The sequence below is a fragment of the Gluconobacter morbifer G707 genome (genome assembly GCF_000234355.1).
GTDB classification, from domain to species: Bacteria; Pseudomonadota; Alphaproteobacteria; order Acetobacterales; family Acetobacteraceae; genus Gluconobacter; species Gluconobacter morbifer.
In genome coordinates, this window is the sequence record NZ_AGQV01000001.1 from 1,001,811 (window position 1) to 1,019,991 (window position 18,181).

Below are 18,181 nucleotides of genomic sequence, written 5' to 3' on the forward strand. Positions count from 1 at the left end.
TCAGATGTCCAGTGCGTCAGCAATGACTGCGAAGATGGCGTCGATGGCAATGACGCCGACAATCCCCACAACCACGGCGCGTGTCGCGGCAATGCCGACATCTGCTGCGGAACGACCGGCCTTGAGGCCGATCCGGCAGCTCGTCAGGCCGATGAAGGCGCCGAAAACGATGCTTTTGACGAAACCGAAAACGAACTGTCCGATACCGAAAGACGTCACGGTCTGATGGAAATATCCTGCCGGGGTAATGTCCAGCATGGAAACGGCGACGACGAACCCGCCGATCATCCCGATCAGACAGCCATACAGATACAGGAACGGCATTGTCAGGATGAGAGACAGGACGGCCGGAAGAATGAGGTATGTTGACGGGGAGATCCCGAAGACGTTCAGGGCATCAATTTCCTCATTGCCCTGCATGGTGGAGATCCGGGCGGCATAGGCGCCTCCTGTCCGGCCAGCCATGATGATGGCGGTCATGACGGCAGCCATTTCACGCACCATGGCAATACCCACGAGGCTGGCGACGTAGATCCCGGCTGCGAATTTCTGGAGTTCGACAGCCCCGACAAAGGCCAGAATAGCGCCGATCAGGAAATTCACGATGCCGACGATCAGCAGCGCATAGGGACCGGCATCGCTGGTATTGGCCATAAGGTCCGTCCAGCGCATCCGGCTGCGGCCTATCAGCGCCAGAAAGCCGCCTTTTGCCGTTCCTGCCGCCAGTTCCGCGACGACACCGACTTCGGTTACGCCGTTGATACTGCTCTGGCCCACCTGTTCGAGCAGGGAGGGACGTTTTGCATGCGGGTTGGGAGGCGTTTCCTCCGTTGCGGGCAGAAGCTGGAGAAGCTGATGCACGGGATTGGGCAAGCTGTCTTCATCCAGCGTCACCGCTGCCTGATGCCCGACGGTCCGGAGATCCCAGAGGAATCCGATCAGCCCGGTATCCCAGTCCTTCAGTCCGGAGGCGTCAAAGCTGAGGGTGCTTCTGGCGGGAAGATTTTTCAGGCCATCCGCAGGAAAGCGCGGGATGTTGCCTGTTCGCGCAAGCCATATGCCGTCCAGATGCAGAACCTGATGTCCATCCTGGGCCTCTATCTCCCACCGGGGAGACTGTTGGTCAGGCTCGGACAGGGAAGATTTCATCAGGATCGCAATCAGGACGCGGAACGAGGATCAAGGCAGGGGAATTGCCCCTTCTGTTTTCCTAGAAGTTCCGCGTTCTTTCCACAACCCCCGGCCCTTTTCATCTGGTTACAGACGGTTTTTAGGGAGGGTCGGGAGAAATGGAGGGCTGCCGGTTCAGCTATGGGTCCGGCTGATGAAATTGACGACATTATCATGCAGTTCCGCCAGTGCCGGCGTGTGGGCATAGACCATATGGCCGGACTCGTACTGATGGATCTCGATATTGCTGGCCAGGCTACGCGGAATGGGGAGGTGGCGCATTTCATAGATGCCTTCAAAGAAAGGCGTTCCCAGATCATAGTAGCCCTGATTGAGCATGACTTTCAGGTTAGGATTGAGTTTCATGGCTTCTGCCAGATCTGGCAGGACATTCGGGGCTCCACGTCCGAGCCGTGAAGAGCCTGGCTGTCTGTGTACGAACGCCCATTTTCCGATCGAATGAGCGCTGACCTTGTATTCCTCGTATCCGTTGTCGAAGGCGGGACTGTTTCCGTAATGGAGGACGTTGCGGGAGTAATCGTTGAAAGCCGCGACATAGGCGGACGACATGGCCGCAGATTGCGGGTCGTATCCGGGGCGCTGGGAAAGCGGGTCGAGGGATGGGCCGGAGAAGCGGCTGTCCAGCCGGCCTGTGTCCATGTCTTCGTCGCCCAGCAGAGTCTTGGCGAATTCACCGCCATTGACGCGCAGATTGGCCTTTTTCAGGTAATCGACCGGGAGGCCCGTATATTGGTGAAGTTTCTGGGCGGTCTGCTCGAATTTTTCGGTTGTGATTGCCGTTCCGTCCTGAAGGGCGGAGGTATAATCCGTCAGTGCAAAATGTTCGACTTCCGCCAGGAATGCCTTCAGGTCCGGGTGCTGTTCCGGAAGCTTGTGATGATACCAAGCTGTTGCGGCAAAACTAGGGAGTGCGAGCACATAGGGCTGATCCATGCTGGGATTGGACTGCGCACTGTCGATGGAATTATCGTAGTCCAGGATCTGTGAGAGCAGCATGACGCCATTCAGGTCGATGCCTTTTTCCGAGGCCAGCTGGTCTGCGATAATGGCAGAGCGGGTCGTGCCGTAGCTCTCGCCGAACAGGTATTTCGGAGAGTTGTAGCGTCCGAAGCGGGCAAGGAACTGGGTGATGAAATTCGTGAAGGCGCTGGCGTCAGGATCCGTGCCGTAAAAGGCTTTTTCCTTGTCCTTGCCGGTCAGGCGGCCAAAACCCGTGCCGGGGGCATCGATGAAGACCAGATCGGTAGCATCAAGCGGGCTGTCATTGTTATCGATCAGACGATAGGGCGCGGCTGGCGTGTGTGTGTCGTCGGCTGTCACGATCCGGTGTGGGCCGAAGGCGCCCATATGCATCCAGACACTCGAAGAACCCGGACCGCCATTATAGACAAAGGTGATGGGGCGGTTTGCGGGATGTTCCCCTTTCTTGAAATAGGCGACGTAGAAAATTGATGCTGCGGCGTCCAGGTTTTTCTTTCCGTCTTTCGCATCGCCCGTTTCCGTAGCGGCGTCATCCCAGCCGGTGGCGTGAACGATCAGGGTACCTGCCACGGCCTGATAGGCAATGTGCTGTCCGCGGATTGTCACGGTTCCGTCCGAGACTGCCTTCTGAGGTGTTGTCAGGACCTGTGTTGCCGTTTCCGGAGAATGCACCATTGGCGGTGCGGGTTCCGCCTGTGCCATCCCTGCTAGTGAAAGACTGGTGGCGGTGAGGAAACAGGCAGCAAGACGGGTAGGGCGGAAAAATCGGGTCAGCGTCATCGGGCAACTCCTTGCACAAGGAGAACAGTTTTTCAGGAAATTGGAACGGGTGGCAACACCTGCCCCGTCAGGGAATTTTAAAATCTTCTGCGAAACGATATTTTATAAAATGCTGACAGTGCCAGAAATTTTGCTGCTCAGGGGACGACGGAATGATGCTCTGTCTTGTCGGGGGCTGAATTATGAACTCAGGAAGTTTCCTAATGGAGCGGAAACAGAAGACGGACCGTTCACCGGAATGTGAAATGGTAACCGGCAAATACTGCTGCTGCCAGAAGGGGAGCGTGTAGGGGCGAATATCCTTGGTATACCCGGGTTTTCAGGGGAATGCGGTCCGGATTTCGCTGCCTGAACCTCTCGATGGCCGAGTCTTTATTCGGTATTGATTTTTGTCATCTTTTGTTGTTTTAATAAATGATTGTTGGGAGAAGAGCTCTATTGAAGCAGCTCTGGGGGATAGGATGCTCCATCAACTCTTTGCAGGTGCCGTGGCCGGAGATGTTCATGAACTCTCCAAGGTCGTCTCACCGCTTGCAAAGATGGCAGGAAGCGCGGCATCCAACCTGCTCCAGACTAACGTCGTAGAACCACTCAAGGTCAAGTGGCAGACGCGCCAGAAAAATCTGGACGATATTCGCGAGAAAGTCGAAGAAAAAGTCGGCACACATCCTCTTCACGAGCCTTCCCGCAAGGAAGCGGAGCCTGTGCTGAATGCTGCTGCGGAAGAAGACAGAAGCGAACTTCAGGAAATATGGGCGTCCCTGATTGCCAATCTGGTGACGGGCAGGATTTCCTCTGTCAGGCCGGAAGTTATCAGGATCATACGTGGGTTTGTGCCCGTTGATGCTCTTGTTCTGAGAACCGTGCAGAAAAGTCAGACCGGGGATTCACTGTTCCCGCAGTTTGAAATCATTGCAGATCATGTTCTGCGTGAACTGCCCCACGGCTCGGTTGATGATATCCAGCTCTCTCTCGACGTTCTGACAGATCAGGGCGTCCTTCAGGCTCATGAAATTGCCCGTTCTTCCGGGAAAAGGGAATGCCGCTGGACTGTGCAGGCGATGGGACGGGTTATCCTTCGCTCGGTAGATCCGGATTTCTGAGGGAATAGCCGGCTTTTAGAGCAGGTTATGTCGGGTAGTGCATGAAGGAAAACGATCTGGCGCGTTTTCCGGCTGCCATGGATCGTTCATCCATGAATATAGTATCATTTGAATAGGCGAAATACGTCTTACAGCGCTGCTGTTTTGAACGGAGTTTTACCCGTTCGGGTACTTATAAAGCAGTTATACTGAACTGCTCTGGAAGATGGGTTGGGAGCTGTTTGCCTGATTTCGTAAAAGCTGAAGCGTCATTGGACTACTCCGTCTGACCTTTATGCAGGCAGACGAAGCGGTTTGAAAAACATGAAGTGCTTTAGCCCTGGACAATCCGGACGAGCGTGGCGACAATTTCTGGATCGGCCAGTGTTGAGAGGTCGCCGAAGCCTTCGGTTTCTCCGCAGGCGATCTTTCGCATCAGACGACGGACGCTTTTTCCGGAACGGGTTTTTGGCAGGTCAGGAACGACATGCACACGCTCGGGCACGGCATAGCGACCGACACGGGACGTGATGGCGCGAATGGCCAGAGTCTCGATTTCCGTTGTGTCTCCGGTTCTGGGCACGACATACACGACGATGCCCTGCCCCTTGAGATCATGCGGGATACCGATGGCAGCGCTTTCCGCGATCATCTTTTCGGCCCCGAGGGCATTTTCGATTTCTGCTGATCCGATCCGGTGGCCGGAGACGTTGATGACATCATCAACGCGACCCGTGATCCAGTAATAGTCGTCATTATCCCGGCAGGCGCCATCTCCTGTGAAATAATGCCCGGGATAAGGGCGGAAATACGTAGTCTGGAAGAGGGCGTCATCATTCCAGATTGTAAGAGCACGCCCCGGCCAAGAGCCTTCGATGCAGAGAACGCCTTCTGTCGCGCCTTCCAGAATTTCGCCCCGGTCATTGAGAAGGACGGGCTGGACACCCGGGAGAGGGAGGGTGGCGGAGGAGGGTTTTTCCGCGACGGCACCGGGTACGGGAGAGATCATGATGCCTCCGCTTTCCGTCTGCCACCATGTATCCACGAATGCGCAGCGCCCGCCGCCGATTTCATCGTTGAACCAGTTCCAGGCTTCGTGGCTGATGGGCTCGCCCACCGTCCCCAGAACGCGCAGATATGGCAGATATGAGAGATTGTATTTCCGGGGGACGTCATTGCCTTCCCGCATGACGGCACGGATGGCCGTGGGAGAGGTGTAGAATGTTGTGACCCCGTGATCCTGGATGACCTGCCACCAGCGGCCTGGCTCCGGATAGGACGGCATGCCCTCGAACATCAGGACTGTGCCGCCATTGGCCAGGGGGCCGTAAACGACATAGCTGTGGCCGGTGATCCATCCGATATCGGCTGTGCACCAGAAAATATCACTCGGCTGATGATCGAAGACGAGTTGATGCGTATAGGCGGCCCAGAGAAGATAGCCGCCCGATCCGTGTACGATACCTTTGGGTTTTCCCGTGCTGCCGGATGTATAAAGCAGAAACAGCGCGTCCGTTGAGGACATGGTCTCGGCCGGACAGTCCGTCGCGCTCTTTTCCAGCAGGGGAGAAAGCATTGCGTCCCGTCCGTCCTGTATGGGGACGGCGTCATCCGTCACGCTGACGACCAGGACCCGCCGGACGGCGAGTGTTTCCGGGCGCAGGCTCAGGGCTGCGTCCATGGTGGTCTTGAACGGGATGCGCTTGGGACCACGGCGTCCGACATTGGCTGTAATAGCCAGAACGGCACCGCTGTCAGCCAGTCGGTCAGCGATGGCTTCGGGAGAAAATCCACCAAACAGGACGACATGCATCGCACCCAGCCGGGCACAGGCCAGCATGGCGATCATGCTTTCCGGCACGGTCGGGAGATGGATGGCGACCCGGTCTCCCTTCCGGACGCCTTCAGCCCGGAGCACATTGGCCATTTGGCAGACGCGGGCGTGCAGGTCACGATAGGTCAGGCGCAGGACGTGATCGTTGTCTTCTGCCTGCCAGATCAGGGCTGTCTGCTCGCCCCGTTCCGGAAGATGGCGGTCGAGGCAATTGACCGAGACATTCAGGGTTCCGTCCCTGAACCATCCCTGACCCTCATCACGGGCATGGGCAGGTTGCGTCTCCCAGGTCAGGCGGCTGGCCTCGCGAAGCCAGTAGGCTTCCGGATCGTGCCGGGCTTCTTCCGTCAGCCGGCGATAGTCTTCAGGGGTGAGACGGAAAGAAGAGAGGGATGAGGGCATCGATCAGAAAAACTCGGAACAGTCAGATTATGGTAGGGTACCTATATCAGGCTCTGATGCGAGAGGCAGCAGGAATTCTTTCTGGTCTTTAAGTTTTGTCAAAGCGGGAATTTAGGGCATAAAATTTCTTCTTTTTCGGGTTAAAAGAAAAATTGTTGCAGTAGGAATATACTGCCACTTTCTGGTTTTCGCTGAAATGTCTTTTCTCGGGAACCGGATTTAGGCTTCCTGTCGTGCTTTCGGTTCAGGCGCCTGTCTGGGGTTGGGGTGGCGGGTTTGGCATCATCTGGTGCAGGCCATCGATTTCAAGCCGCCGGATCGGGTAGGGAATGGTGATATTCCGTTCCTCGAAACATTTCTTCATGCGGCGGTTGAATTCGCGCTGTACGGGCCAGCGGCCCGCGGTTGTCGTGGGAAGGGTTCCGCTGATGGTGACGAAGAAATCACCAAGGGCGTCCACGCCCCAGAGCTGGAAGTCATCGGTTATGAGATCCTTGAAGGCTGGATCTTCCCTCATGCTTTTCGTGATGTCCCTGAGCGCCTGTACGACAGCGTCCGTATCCGCGTCGTAACCGACCCGGGCGACGATCAGGGCGCGGGCGAAGTCGCGGTTGAAGTTGGTGATCTGCCCCAGTGAACTGAAGGGGAAAATGTTCATCGAACCATCGCTTCCCCGCACATGGACCGTGCGGAGCGAAAGGCGTTCGATCGTTCCGCCGATCCCGTTGAGGGTCACGGCATCTCCGACCGTCAGGGCATTTTCCAGCAGCAGGAAAATACCGTTGATGAAATCCTGCACCAGTTTCTGGGAGCCGAACCCGAGTGCCACGCCAAAGATGGACGCGCCTGCCAGCAGAGGGGCAGTGTTGATGCCGATCTGGCTCAGAATCGTCAGTCCCAGAATGACGCCCAGAATCACGAGCAGCAGGATCCGGAGCATCGGCTGGAGCGTGCGGATCCGGGCGACACGCGTATCACCGTCGGAAAGGCCGCTGATTTTACGGATGTGCCGCTCGATGGCGATGTTGGCCCATTCCCAGACCAGTGTCGCCACGGCAAGCGCTATGAGCGTGGTCATTGTCGAGGACAGGAGCCGGTTTCCGATGCCGCCCTGCTGGAAAAGGTCGCGTGTACGGACGCCCCAAGCAATCGCGAGGAATACGACCGTGAGAATGAAGAGGATGGCCCCGAGGAAACGGCGGGCAATCGGGTAATAGGAGCCCAGACGGGCGCAGGTATCGTCTGACAGGGAGGTCCATTTCGGAGCGTTTCGAAATGTCCGTTCCAGAAATCCGTAGCTTGCGATGCTGAGGAGGCGCATCAGGCCGAGGACCAGGACGCTCCGCAGGAAAATGTCCCAGATGGCGGAATAGCCGTTCTCGATTTCCGCGGCCCAGACAAGCCAGAGACCAAGATCGAAGAAGAGCGCCGCCACCCACCAGACTCTTCCGAAAAGTAGCAGTATGTGGGAGGCGTATCCCATCTGCGTCGCATGTTCGCACAGGGCCATGACGTGTCCGCGGCTGCGCAGGATCATGATGGCCACCAGTCCGTGCAGAAGAAGTGCGAGAATCTTGGACAGCGCGACGACAAGAGTAGAGGGCAGGGAGCAGTCATCAAGCAGGCCGATGACTGCGGCTCCGATGGTCCCGATGGAGGCCAGAAGCACGATCCACTGTGTCAGGTATTCCGCCGCCCAGTTGTTGACGGTCAGCAGGCGCATCCAGGGGCGGGTCGGTGCAAACAGGTCACGGGCAAGGAAGATGGCCAGACCGCCGATCGTGCCGCAGGCTGCCATGTCCCTGACGGCCAGTGCCGTGGTGGCGTCTCCCGATGGATCGCAGACAATGACCAGAGTTGCGGCGAGGGGAAGCATCGCGACGGTGAAAAGATCAAGCAGGAGGGTTCCGATGGCAAATGGCGCGCGATGAATGGCCAGCATCAGCCGCGCCAACGCCCCCTGATGATGCAGGCGGACTTCCCGTTCGGCTTCCACATCATCGGGTGAGGGCAGGGAGCTGGCGGCCGTCTGCGGGGATGGCGTCGCGGCGGCCTGTGCGTCTGCTTTCTCCCGGACCATTTCCTGCGCCTGTGCATCGCGTGAGGCGGCGCGGTCAGCCTCGGCTTTTTCGGCTTTTGCGCGCTCAAGTTCCAGAAGGCCGCTCTGACGTGCTTTTTCCTCCAGACGTTTCTGGGGCAGGCGGATCAGGAGCCGGGCCAGCACAACCAGACCGGCAGCAACGCCCGCGAAAACCGTGGCCCGGAGCAGGGTCTTGAGAACCTCTTCCCGCGCCTGAAGATCATGAGAGATGTAACGGACCCATGCGGGAACGGCGCGGAAGTCCAGAACGGTTCTGAACAGTGCCTGAAACCGGGCGCTGGACGCATTTGCAAAGACGGAGACATATCCGAGCAGTTCTGCTCCCAGACTGTTGGGGCGAAGCTGCTGTATGGGGGTGGGAGGCGTTTTGGGTGTTGTGGCGGTCGTAACGGCTTTCGTGCTGGTGGAAGGGGCAGGCGTGACGTGATTTTGCTGCGCCTGGGCCATATTCTGAAGCGTGGTCAGGAATTTCTGGCGCTCTTTATCGTTTTTAAGCACGCCGATCAGCTGCCGGGTCTGTTCGGGGGAAAGAGCAGAAGTGTCGGGCTGGGACGTTGAGGTTGCGTCAGAGGCGGCCCGGGCAGGCTGAATGGAAAGGGAAAGCAGGCCGAGCATCAGGAAGAGCAGAAGGAGAAATCCGCCTCGCAGACTGTGGAAACGGTTGTCAGAGGCGATGTGCGGTTCTGTCTGCATTCAGTGCTCCTCCCTTGAAGCCGGGGACTGTCAGGGACAGAGAGTGCGAACACCTCGGTGACCCTGATCTGGCGCCAGAAGCGTTTTACGTATGATGTCTGGGAAGTGTTTCAGTCTGCTGGCATGGAAGTGATGTTTGTGGCTGCCAGACATACAGAAACCTGTCTTTCCGTTTTATGCAGAACCGGGGGCGGCATGGGCGCGCAGGCCGTTTTGTCCGGTCTGAAAGGCCGGTTGCCGTGAGACCATCAGGCTGTAAGATTGACGGTAACTTGTCTGTCCGGAAAAACCGTATGGGAGAATAAAGCATGGTGAAGAACATTCTTCTCCTCAATGGGGCCAAACCATTCGCGCATTCGCATGGACGGCTGAACGCAACGCTGCATGAGGCTGCTGTCGAGTTGCTGGAGAAGAAGGGTTACGCCATCCAGCAGACGATCATCGACAAGGGGTATGATGTCGAAGAGGAAGTCCGGAAAATCATTCAGGCCGATCTCGTGATTTACCAGTTCCCGGGCTGGTGGATGGGCACGCCGTGGATCGTCAAGAAATACATGGACGAGGTGATGACGGCCGGGCACGGCGCCCTGTACGCAAATGACGGGCGGAGCCGGGCGCATCCTGAGCGGAAATATGGATCAGGTGGGCTGCTTCAGGGAAGGAAATTCATGCTGTCCACGACCTGGAATGCACCGCAGGAAGCCTTCGACGATCCGGCCCAGTTTTTTGAGGGTAAAGGCGTGGATGGTGTTTTCTTCCCATTCTACAAGGCGCATGAATTTCTGGGTATGAGCCGTCTGCCGACCTATCTGGCCACGAATGTCATGAAGTCGCCGTATGTTGAGGAGACGCTTGAGGGCTATCGTGCGCATCTGAAGGCTGTGCTTGGTTTTGCCGGCTGAAATCAGGTCTCTGCTGTGTTATGCAGAAGGAACTGGCAGCGGGAAATCTGACTGTCTTCCCGGAGAGACGGTACGTTGAATTGTTCCTGTCGGGAGAGAAACGGAAATGAGCACAGAGGACAGGTTCTTTCCTGTACCCCCGTCCACATCGCGCCATGAGCTTCAGAAGCGCCGGACAGACATCCATCTGGACCTGACGTATGAAGATATCGCGGCATGGGCCAGCATCGGCCGCCATACCTACGGTCATCCGCAGGTACAGGAAGCGGGTTATGCCCCTCTTCGGATCGGCGCTTACTGTTCGATTGCCGATCAGGTCATGCTTATTCTGGGAAACCATGCCCTGGATACGGTGACGACCTATCCTTTCCAGACGCTAAACGGGATCTGGGATGGGGCATCGGAAGCGGGCGATGATCATGACATGAAAGGCATCACGATCGGCAATGATGTCTGGATCGGGTTTCGGGCCGTTGTGCTTCCGGGGGTGACAATCGGGGATGGTGCGGTCATCGGGGCGGGATCCATCGTGACGAAGGACGTGCCGCCTTATGCGATCCACGCCGGAAATCCGGCCAAACTGATCCGCTATCGCTTTGCGCCGGATATTATCGAAGACCTGCTGAAAATCCGCTGGTGGGACTGGGATGACGAGAAGGTCAATGCCCTGGCGCCGGAGCTGCTCTCCCGGGATATTCGCAGCTTTGTCGCCCGGCACCGGGAGAAGGGCAGTCAGGAAAGCCGGTGACGCATATGCTCACGGAGGTCATTACAGCGCTTGGTGTAATGGGATGCCTTGAAAGCCGTGATGAAGTTGATGAGAAAGGCGGCGAGCAGGGACAGGAAGGAGCATGACGTCAGGATTTCTCCTGTCAGCGGCATGGTGTCATTGTAGTGGACGCCGGAATACCAGAGCAGGGTGATGCTCAGGACGGCACCGATGAAACCGAAGACGCCGGTAAACCGGATCAGGGAGTCTTCCATGTTCTCGAAGTCCGACGTTTCTTTCCATAGATCGAAAAGTTGCCGGTCCACCCGGCCGACTTCCTCCGCATGGTTGTGTCTGTCGTCCTCACTGATCTTGTGGGGATTTTTGCGGTAGATCTCCAGTTCCTGCCGGGCTTTTGTGAAGACTTTCCGCCGCTCCTTGATGGCGGGGATGCTGATATCCACAAAGCTGAGAATGGCGACGTTCAGTCCGGCTGAAAGCTGGATGACGGCCTGAAAATCACCCCATGTAATACTCATCGCCCTGCCATGTTCCATTACAGACTATGTCAGGATTTCTACCCCCCTATGTCCCGGGACGCCAGAGGGCGGAGGCAATTTGGGACTGTGAAAATGTTCCGCTATATCGGGGAGCATGAGCAGCGACACCGTGAAGACATCGTCTCCCGAGAAGAGTACCGGTTCCGGCTGGGCCTATGACTGTGCGATCTGTGGCAAGGGGGCCGCTTTCGGGTTTTACCGGCCGGAAGGGACGACATTTTACTGTCGTGATCATCAGAACGAGGGCACGGCGACGCCCTATCCGCCCATGAGCAGGACAAAAGGCGCGTGAGGAGCTGGTGGCTCTGTGTTCTTGCTGCTGCGGTCTTTCCTTCTTCCGCCCTGTCTGCATCCTGTAACGGTCTCTTTGCCAAGGCGTCTCCCCCCGCCGTTCTGTCAGAGACGGAGCGGAGCGGGACGGTCCTGCTTTGCAATTCAGGATATGCCGTCCTGGTGTCGGAAAAGACCCGAGGGCCGTCATGGTCCGCGGAGGACCTGACGGAAGAGCGGCTTGAAGTTGCTGAACGGACCCAGCGTAAAGGCAGTTTTCATGTCGATACGCGCCTGCCGCTTTCCATGCGTGCCGCGCTGGATGATTACCGTGACTCCGGATATGACCGCGGACATATGACACCAAGCGGTGACGAAGCTGGTCCTGCCGCGCAGAAACAGTCTTTTGCCCTGTCGAATATCGTCCCCCAGACGGCCGAACTGAACCGGGGGGCATGGGAAGGGGTCGAGAGTGCCGTCCGGGGCTGGGCACGTCAGGAAGGTGAGATTTTTGTCGTGACGGGTCCGGGGTACGATCCCGATCATACCCGCTACATCGGCGTGGACCATCTGCCTGTTCCCGCTGTGACTTGGAAAGCGATCTATGATCCCGCCGCTGAAGGGACGGGGGTTTATATCTGCCGGAACACGGCTGCGCCGACCTGCCGGATTACGACCGTGGCGCTGCTGACAAGCTTGGTGAACGTTGATCCTTTTCCGGCTCTGCCGGCCTCGGAAAAGGATCATGTGATGGCCATGCCTCCCATTCGGGAAAGCCCTTATGCACTGTCCCATCGCCCAGGAAACAGCCGGTTGCTGAAGGAATGGAGTTCCGCCAGAGCCCAGAAAGTGCTCCGGGCTCTGGTCAGGGCGCTTGTGGACTGAGAAGAGAAGCAGTCACTCCGCTTCTGCTGATGGTCCTGAAGCCCGGTTCGTCACGATGCTCTCGAGATGCGCCTTGTATGCGTCATAATGCTCCGGAGGGGCATGTTTGAAATGAGGGTCATCCATATGGGGAACGCGCCCATGATGTCCGAAATTGACCAGCCGGGCTTCAAGCAGATGGATCTTGCCGAAAATGTCGCTCTGGATGGCCAGCACGGCCAGTGCCGATCCTGCGAATGGGCCCAGAAGGTAGACCCAGAGGTTAGTCCATTCGCCTGCAAAGAGGGCAGGCGCCAGGCTGCGGGCAAAATTCGCGCTGTTCCCGGAAAGCCAGGCCGTAACGGGATTCATGAGAAAAAAGAAAATGCCGCCAATCCATGGTGTGATGCGTTTGAAGCGGGGATGGGCGGCCAGCCAGTAAAGCACGATGATCAGCAGACCTGTGACGCCGGCCTCTGAGAGAAGTGCATAGATAATCGAGATATTGGTATCAGGGATGGTTGCTCCGTAATGGGCTTCCGTTGCCAGATGCCGCCAGGATGCAAAGCATGCACCGAGCTCGTAGACGACCAGAGTGCCTGTCAGGGCACCGATGATCTGGGCGACAGCATAGCCGAGCGCGTCAATCCATACGATCTTGCGGGACAGCATGAAGGCAAGTGTCACGGAAGGGTTCAGATGGGCGCCGCTGACCTTGCCAAAAGGCGTCATGGCAGCCGCAGTGCCAGCCAGTCCGAAACCGAGGCCGCAGAGACCTGTCTGAAGAATGGGATGTTGCGCCAGATAGGCGGCGACCATGGTTCCTGGTGCCGAGAGAAGGATGACACAGATAAGCCCGATAATCATCAGGACAGCCGTTGCAACGGCTTCACATCCATAAAGGCGCCAGTGGAAAGGGCGTTCAGGATGTGGCTCCCCTGCCAGAGGGCGGTCATGGAAATGAATATGGAAGTGAGGCCAGTGAATGTTAGGTATTCGGATATGCGGAAGATGAAAATGGGAATGATGATGGGAAGTAGACTGATCGTTTTGGAGATTTTCTGAGGCTTTTACATCATCTTTCTGCGGGGGGATATTTTCTGTCATGACTATCTCTGTCTGTACGTCATTGCCCGCCAGAGGAGAGAGGAGACGGACTTCCATGTCATTCATTATATAAGGATTGGAGTCCGGTTTTGCGTTCAAGTTTTATTTATTTCGGTTTGTATTCAAATTTGGGTGTTATGTTGCTGTCTTTTTTCGGAAAGGCTTGGGGCTATTTACAGACCAGGGTGCAATCTGCTGGAGATCAGAAATTTGCATCGTATTCTGACGCAGCTTTCTTCTGCATGGGGTTGGAGGTGTTATGCCTTGGATTGTTATGGGCTCGCGCTGATCTTCTCGAGGAAGAGAAAGCGGCGTATGTTGTAGACAATATTGGCCAGTCCGATCTTCATTGTGACGCGTTCTACCTCGACTATACGGATGAACAGTCCAGTCTGGAATTTCTGATCGGCAAAGACATGCCTCCACCCGGGACCGGATGACAGACTTTCCTGCGTTCGATCTCTGGATGTGACGAGACATGGATTTGAAATGCGGCTTTTTGCGATGGACCTTCGAGACAAAAGCCTGCTTGTCTATGAAGGCCATGTTGGTTTTTGACCGGTCAGTTGTATCCGCCCGGACATCAGACGTCGTATTGTTTCGATCAAGCAGTCTTTCTCGCAGTCTCACGTTATCACTGGCGGCCCCATCGATCGTCTTCCACTGTCTAATCAGCCTGAATTTCTGGTCGATAGAGATATTGAACTTGTAGCCAAAGAACGGGATGGCGAGATCCGTTGACGGGATCATTCTGTCCTGCTGTCGTTTGGCCTTCGTGAACTTGAGTATCCAGCGCGCATGACGGCCCTTGTGGGAGAGCTTTGACGGCTTGTCCTGCCCGGAGATCCGCTGTTTCACCATTGGTATTGCGCTGCTCTGGAATTGTTACCAATGCGGCGTCCAGGGTCTGCCCTGACATCAGCAGATAGCCTGTATCACGCAGGTTCGCGTCAAACCGATCGAATAGGTTTTCAATCGCACAGGCTTGCGGCAGGTGTTCATGGAATAGCGAGGTCGTTTTTGTGTCCGGCACACGGTTCGACAGTCCCAGACTGAGAAAGTACATGAAAGACAGACGATCGTTGGTCAAATGCTCCGCCCATTCATCGGACAGATTATTTAATGTCTGGATCAGCAGGAGCATGAGCACCGATCGGACGGCGGGCGTCCGCTTTTGCTCCCGCCTGAATAAGCAAGAGCCTTTTCCAGGTCAAGGCGGAACACATCAAAATCCATAGTCCGGAAAAAGACTTCGAGTTACTTACCAAGACCACTCAGGCCCGCCAGGCGCTCCTCAAAATCAAAGAAATCGGACTGCTTCATGATCCATTCTACCAACCACCACAGGAAAAATGGAATCATAGGAAATGCTCATAAACCAGAAGGCTTTTAAAGCCCTTTAGGGATCTGTCGCATAAGGTTTCCTTGCATTCAGGTGAAAATAGCACACCATCTAACTATGAGAACAAACACCGGGTGTTTGTCGAAATGATCTTAGTCGCAGCGCAAACACCATTCCCCAGAGGGTTATTTGCACCTTACCTTGAAAGGTAATATCACATTGAAAAATAAAAATTTAGATTCGAGGGATTTCAATGATATTTCGTGTTAGCAATCTCGGAAACCTAGGTAATCGGATGATGCAATATATGTCTGCATCATATTTTATAGATATTTTTCCTGAATCCCGCCTTGCAAATGTTTATCTCCCGGAATGGGGGATAGAATATAAGGATCTGGATAGTAAAGAGTTAGAAAAATTAAATATTCTGGAAATAGATGATTCTTTTGAAAATGCTAACGAAGTTATTGAAAAAATAAAAGAAATAAATCCAGATATAGTATACTTCACAGATTTTTTGCAGAAAATTTTTCTTTTCGGAGATCCCAAATTCTGGAGCCAGAAATTTGTAAATAAAGAAGAAACTGATATAGTTTTTTCCGAAAAAGAAATAGTAATAAATATTAGAAGTAAAGAATTGCTGCGTGGGTTGTGGCAGTATCCCATTTTGCCGATAGAATTTATTAAAAAAATTGTTAGAGAAACAAAATTAGAGCCTGTTTTTGTGGGGCAGATCGAAGATAATGCTTATTGTGATGAACTCAAAGAAAATTTCCCTTATGCTCGTTATATTAACCATGTATCTCCTCTCTTTGATTTCGAGGTATTGAGACGTTCAAAGAATTCACTAGTAGCTATAAGTACGTTTTCATTCCTTGCTAACTGGCTGTCTGATTCTTCAAAAATAATATTACCCGTGTATGGATTTTATAGCTTTGCAGCCTCTCATGGAGAAATAGACCTATTACCTATCGGAGATGAAAGATTCGTATTTTATTTACTTCCTTTTATAGGGGGTATTTCCGAAGCAAAAATGCGATCGATCTCTGAAGAAATATCAATAAAATCTTTTAATGTTTCAGAAGAAGATTTGAAGGCTGTTAAGTCAAGATTTCTTTCTTTTAAAGAAAATGAGGATGATACCTATGTAAATCCTACATGGTACCTAAGTCGATATCTTGATGCTTCTATGGATATAGCGAGAGGATTTTATCGAGATGCCAAGGATCATTTTTTAAGACGAGGGATTTGGGAGGGGAAAATCCCAGATCATCCGAAAAATGAAGATAAAAAAATTGTGTCATTAAATAAAATAGCAATAATTAGCTCCACTTCCGAATATGATATTAAATATGAAGAAGAAGGTTTTGCAAAAAATTCAGTCGATTCAAGTGCTGTGGAGAGATATTCATTCCATACCAGTAGAGAGATTTTCCCTTGGTTGGAAATTGATTTGGAGAAAGTCTGCAAGATATGTAGAATTGATATTTATAATAGGGATTGTAATGATCTGGTAAGAGATAGATGTATACCTCTTTATGTTTATGGATCAGAAAAAAAAATTAGCTGGAATTTGGTGCATGTAGAGGAAAAATCATTTGGTGGAAGCTATAATGATCATTTAACTATTTATTTGTACCCCAATATTTTTGCAAGATTTGTTAAAATTACAACCCCCAATGATGACTGTCTTCATTTGAAAAAAGTTCATGTATATGGTGAATGAGCTACTTAAGTGCGACTGCAAAAACTGGAGAGCCTAAAGGCCGTTAATTGATTTCCTATGCATTTGGGCGCGCGTTGATGACTACTGCGTCCTGAATGGGATTATCTTTGTTAATCGAAACGGTCTGCTCTGGCGCGATATGCCCTGAAAGTATGAGCTATTGCTGGAGACACTGGGGCGACATAGGTGTTTTCATACGGATGATGGGTGACCTGTCTTCCAAGAAGGCAGAGCCACAGGTCGTTATGATTGATGCGACCTAATCTCAAAGGCATGTCACGCGACTTCTAGCTTGCGGATAAAAAGGAGATCCAAGGCGACTGATCTAACGGACAAAAGGCAGCATAAATATGAAATTACATGTCGTCACAGGCTGGAATGGACATTCGCTCAACTTCTTCCTGACAGCAGATCAGATCAGAAATTACACGGGGTGACTGCCTGAGCGTCTATAGGATGTACCTGTTTTTGTACGATAACTTTGACGGTTTGTTCTGCCAGTTTTTTTTGATGCGTCCTTTCTACAGGCCGGCCTTTTCAGCATTTGTATTGTGCTGCCTCAGGACTGCTATGAGTGCTGCGTTCAGGATCTGACTGAATGTCGGCAGATATTCGGCATTCCTCAGGGTTACGTCAAAGCGATTCAACAGAACTTCAATTGCGCCAGCCTGGGTCAGGCGCCCGCAGAACAGCCAGATCGTTTTGGCGTCAGGCGCCCGATCCGAGAGGCCGAATCCCAGAAAGCAAAGGGCAGGGAATCGTTGATCGGGTATCCTTTCCGTTCAACTGAGAGATTGTTCAAAGTCTTCTGGATCATCAGGATCCTGAACATTGGTACCTGATCAAACGGAGGACGACTGCCTTCTTCCATTCGCATGGGCCAGAGCCTCGTCCAGATCGGATCGGAACAGTTCAAGATCTACTGCCCGCGAAAACGCTTCGAGTTGATCATCAAGCCCGCTTAACCGAACAGGCCGGTCCTCAATAACATTCGAAGAAACCCGGCTGCTTCATGCTAGCTCCCTCCAATCAAGACAGAAAAAAAGAATTACAGAGAGCTATTCAAAAACCAAAGGGCTTTTTGAACCCTCCAAGCGGCTGAACGAAAGTGGGGGTGGTCAGATAGATCAGAATTGACCCGCTGTGTTTCCTGTCCGCTTGGCGTCCTGTTCGCACATGTATTTTCCGTGTGCGGTGCTGCCGTACCAGAAGCTGCCGGAAAGGTGATAGACGTGCGTTGCGGTATTGACCCAGACCTTGTTGCAGTTCTCCATCTCGTCCTCTGAGGTCACTGTTACCTTTTCAGCGACCGGACGGACGGAGTTGTTGTCTGTCCGTTGCTGGGATGACCTGACAACGGCATCATCAATCTTGGGAGCGGCAGCCATTGCCGATCCTGTGAAAAGACCCATCATGAAAATTGAGTAGAGTACTTTTTTCATGACTGTATGCTCCTTGCTGGAATAAAGTCTGGGTCAAATCATACAATCAACTGAAGTATATGAGGAAAGTCACGAGATATTTACTATACTATATAAAAATAAAAATTCTGTTATTGAAGCCTATTTCAGAAGTTTACTAACGAAACTGTGAATTTTCATTCTTTTGATGTCGGAAAGCATTTTCTGGTTTTCTCT

Annotated in this window: 13 protein-coding genes and 2 pseudogenes; 6 read left to right on the top strand and 9 right to left on the bottom strand. The window is 53.5% G+C overall.

Annotated features, from left to right (window positions below; translation table 11 throughout):
- Together GMO_RS04525 and GMO_RS04530 are read right to left on the bottom strand one after the other, a co-directional pair.
- Nucleotides 1–1,149 (bottom strand): MlaE family ABC transporter permease, encoded by a 1,149-nt coding sequence (locus GMO_RS04525; protein WP_008851115.1) that lies wholly within the window; start codon nt 1,147–1,149, stop codon nt 1–3.
- Between the two features lie 156 nt (nt 1,150–1,305).
- Nucleotides 1,306–2,952, bottom strand: a complete 1,647-nt coding sequence (locus GMO_RS04530; protein ID WP_008851116.1) for a S10 family peptidase — start codon at nt 2,950–2,952, stop codon at nt 1,306–1,308.
- Between the two features lie 461 nt (nt 2,953–3,413).
- On the opposite strand from GMO_RS04530, the gene GMO_RS04535 reads away from it, so the two are divergent.
- Nucleotides 3,414–4,055 (top strand): Abi-alpha family protein, encoded by a 642-nt coding sequence (locus GMO_RS04535; RefSeq protein ID WP_008851118.1) that lies wholly within the window; start codon nt 3,414–3,416, stop codon nt 4,053–4,055.
- A gap of 313 nt (nt 4,056–4,368) precedes the next feature.
- Here the strand turns inward: GMO_RS04535 and acs are convergent, their stop codons facing one another.
- Both acs and GMO_RS04545 read right to left on the bottom strand, forming a co-directional pair.
- Nucleotides 4,369–6,270 carry an acetate--CoA ligase gene (gene acs / locus GMO_RS04540; protein WP_008851119.1) on the bottom strand — a complete coding sequence of 634 codons (1,902 nt, stop codon included), beginning with the start codon at nt 6,268–6,270 and terminating at the stop codon, nt 4,369–4,371.
- 244 nt (nt 6,271–6,514) lie between these two features.
- Entirely contained in the window at nt 6,515–9,064 is a 2,550-nt protein-coding gene (locus GMO_RS04545; protein ID WP_008851120.1) for a mechanosensitive ion channel family protein, read from the bottom strand.
- Nucleotides 9,065–9,375: 311 nt separating this feature from the next.
- On the opposite strand from GMO_RS04545, the gene GMO_RS04555 reads away from it, so the two are divergent.
- On the top strand, nt 9,376–9,966 hold the full coding sequence (locus GMO_RS04555; RefSeq protein ID WP_040507947.1) for an NAD(P)H-dependent oxidoreductase: 591 nt from the start codon (nt 9,376–9,378) through the stop codon (nt 9,964–9,966).
- A gap of 106 nt (nt 9,967–10,072) precedes the next feature.
- Entirely contained in the window at nt 10,073–10,714 is a 642-nt protein-coding gene (locus GMO_RS04560; protein ID WP_008851123.1) for a CatB-related O-acetyltransferase, read from the top strand.
- Here the strand turns inward: GMO_RS04560 and GMO_RS04565 are convergent.
- Nucleotides 10,699–11,214: a hypothetical protein gene (locus GMO_RS04565; RefSeq protein ID WP_040507954.1), complete on the bottom strand. Its 516-nt coding sequence runs from the start codon at nt 11,212–11,214 to the stop codon at nt 10,699–10,701. The genes GMO_RS04560 and GMO_RS04565 overlap by 16 nt on opposite strands.
- 115 nt (nt 11,215–11,329) lie before the next feature.
- Between GMO_RS04565 and GMO_RS04570 the strand changes: the two genes are divergently transcribed.
- Both GMO_RS04570 and GMO_RS04575 read left to right on the top strand, forming a co-directional pair.
- Nucleotides 11,330–11,527: a hypothetical protein gene (locus GMO_RS04570; protein ID WP_008851125.1), complete on the top strand. Its 198-nt coding sequence runs from the start codon at nt 11,330–11,332 to the stop codon at nt 11,525–11,527.
- Nucleotides 11,524–12,390 carry a DNA/RNA non-specific endonuclease gene (locus GMO_RS04575; RefSeq protein ID WP_008851126.1) on the top strand — a complete coding sequence of 289 codons (867 nt, stop codon included), beginning with the start codon at nt 11,524–11,526 and terminating at the stop codon, nt 12,388–12,390. The genes GMO_RS04570 and GMO_RS04575 overlap by 4 nt, the downstream gene beginning before the upstream one ends.
- A gap of 12 nt (nt 12,391–12,402) precedes the next feature.
- Here the strand turns inward: GMO_RS04575 and GMO_RS04580 are convergent, their stop codons facing one another.
- Nucleotides 12,403–13,371: an MIP/aquaporin family protein gene (locus tag GMO_RS04580; RefSeq protein ID WP_083813610.1), complete on the bottom strand. Its 969-nt coding sequence runs from the start codon at nt 13,369–13,371 to the stop codon at nt 12,403–12,405.
- A 377-nt stretch (nt 13,372–13,748) separates the two neighbouring features.
- A pseudogene (locus GMO_RS04585) lies at nt 13,749–14,799 on the bottom strand (transposase).
- Between the two features lie 326 nt (nt 14,800–15,125).
- On the opposite strand from GMO_RS04585, the gene GMO_RS13790 reads away from it, so the two are divergent.
- Nucleotides 15,126–16,544: a discoidin domain-containing protein gene (locus GMO_RS13790; protein WP_175282570.1), complete on the top strand. Its 1,419-nt coding sequence runs from the start codon at nt 15,126–15,128 to the stop codon at nt 16,542–16,544.
- Between the two features lie 458 nt (nt 16,545–17,002).
- On the opposite strand, the pseudogene GMO_RS14635 reads toward GMO_RS13790, so the two are convergent.
- Together GMO_RS14635 and GMO_RS04595 are read right to left on the bottom strand one after the other, a co-directional pair.
- Nucleotides 17,003–17,558: pseudogene (locus GMO_RS14635) on the bottom strand (transposase); the annotation flags it as partial.
- Nucleotides 17,559–17,671: 113 nt separating this feature from the next.
- On the bottom strand, nt 17,672–17,986 hold the full coding sequence (locus tag GMO_RS04595; protein ID WP_040507477.1) for a hypothetical protein: 315 nt from the start codon (nt 17,984–17,986) through the stop codon (nt 17,672–17,674).
- Nucleotides 17,987–18,181 lie beyond the last annotated feature (195 nt).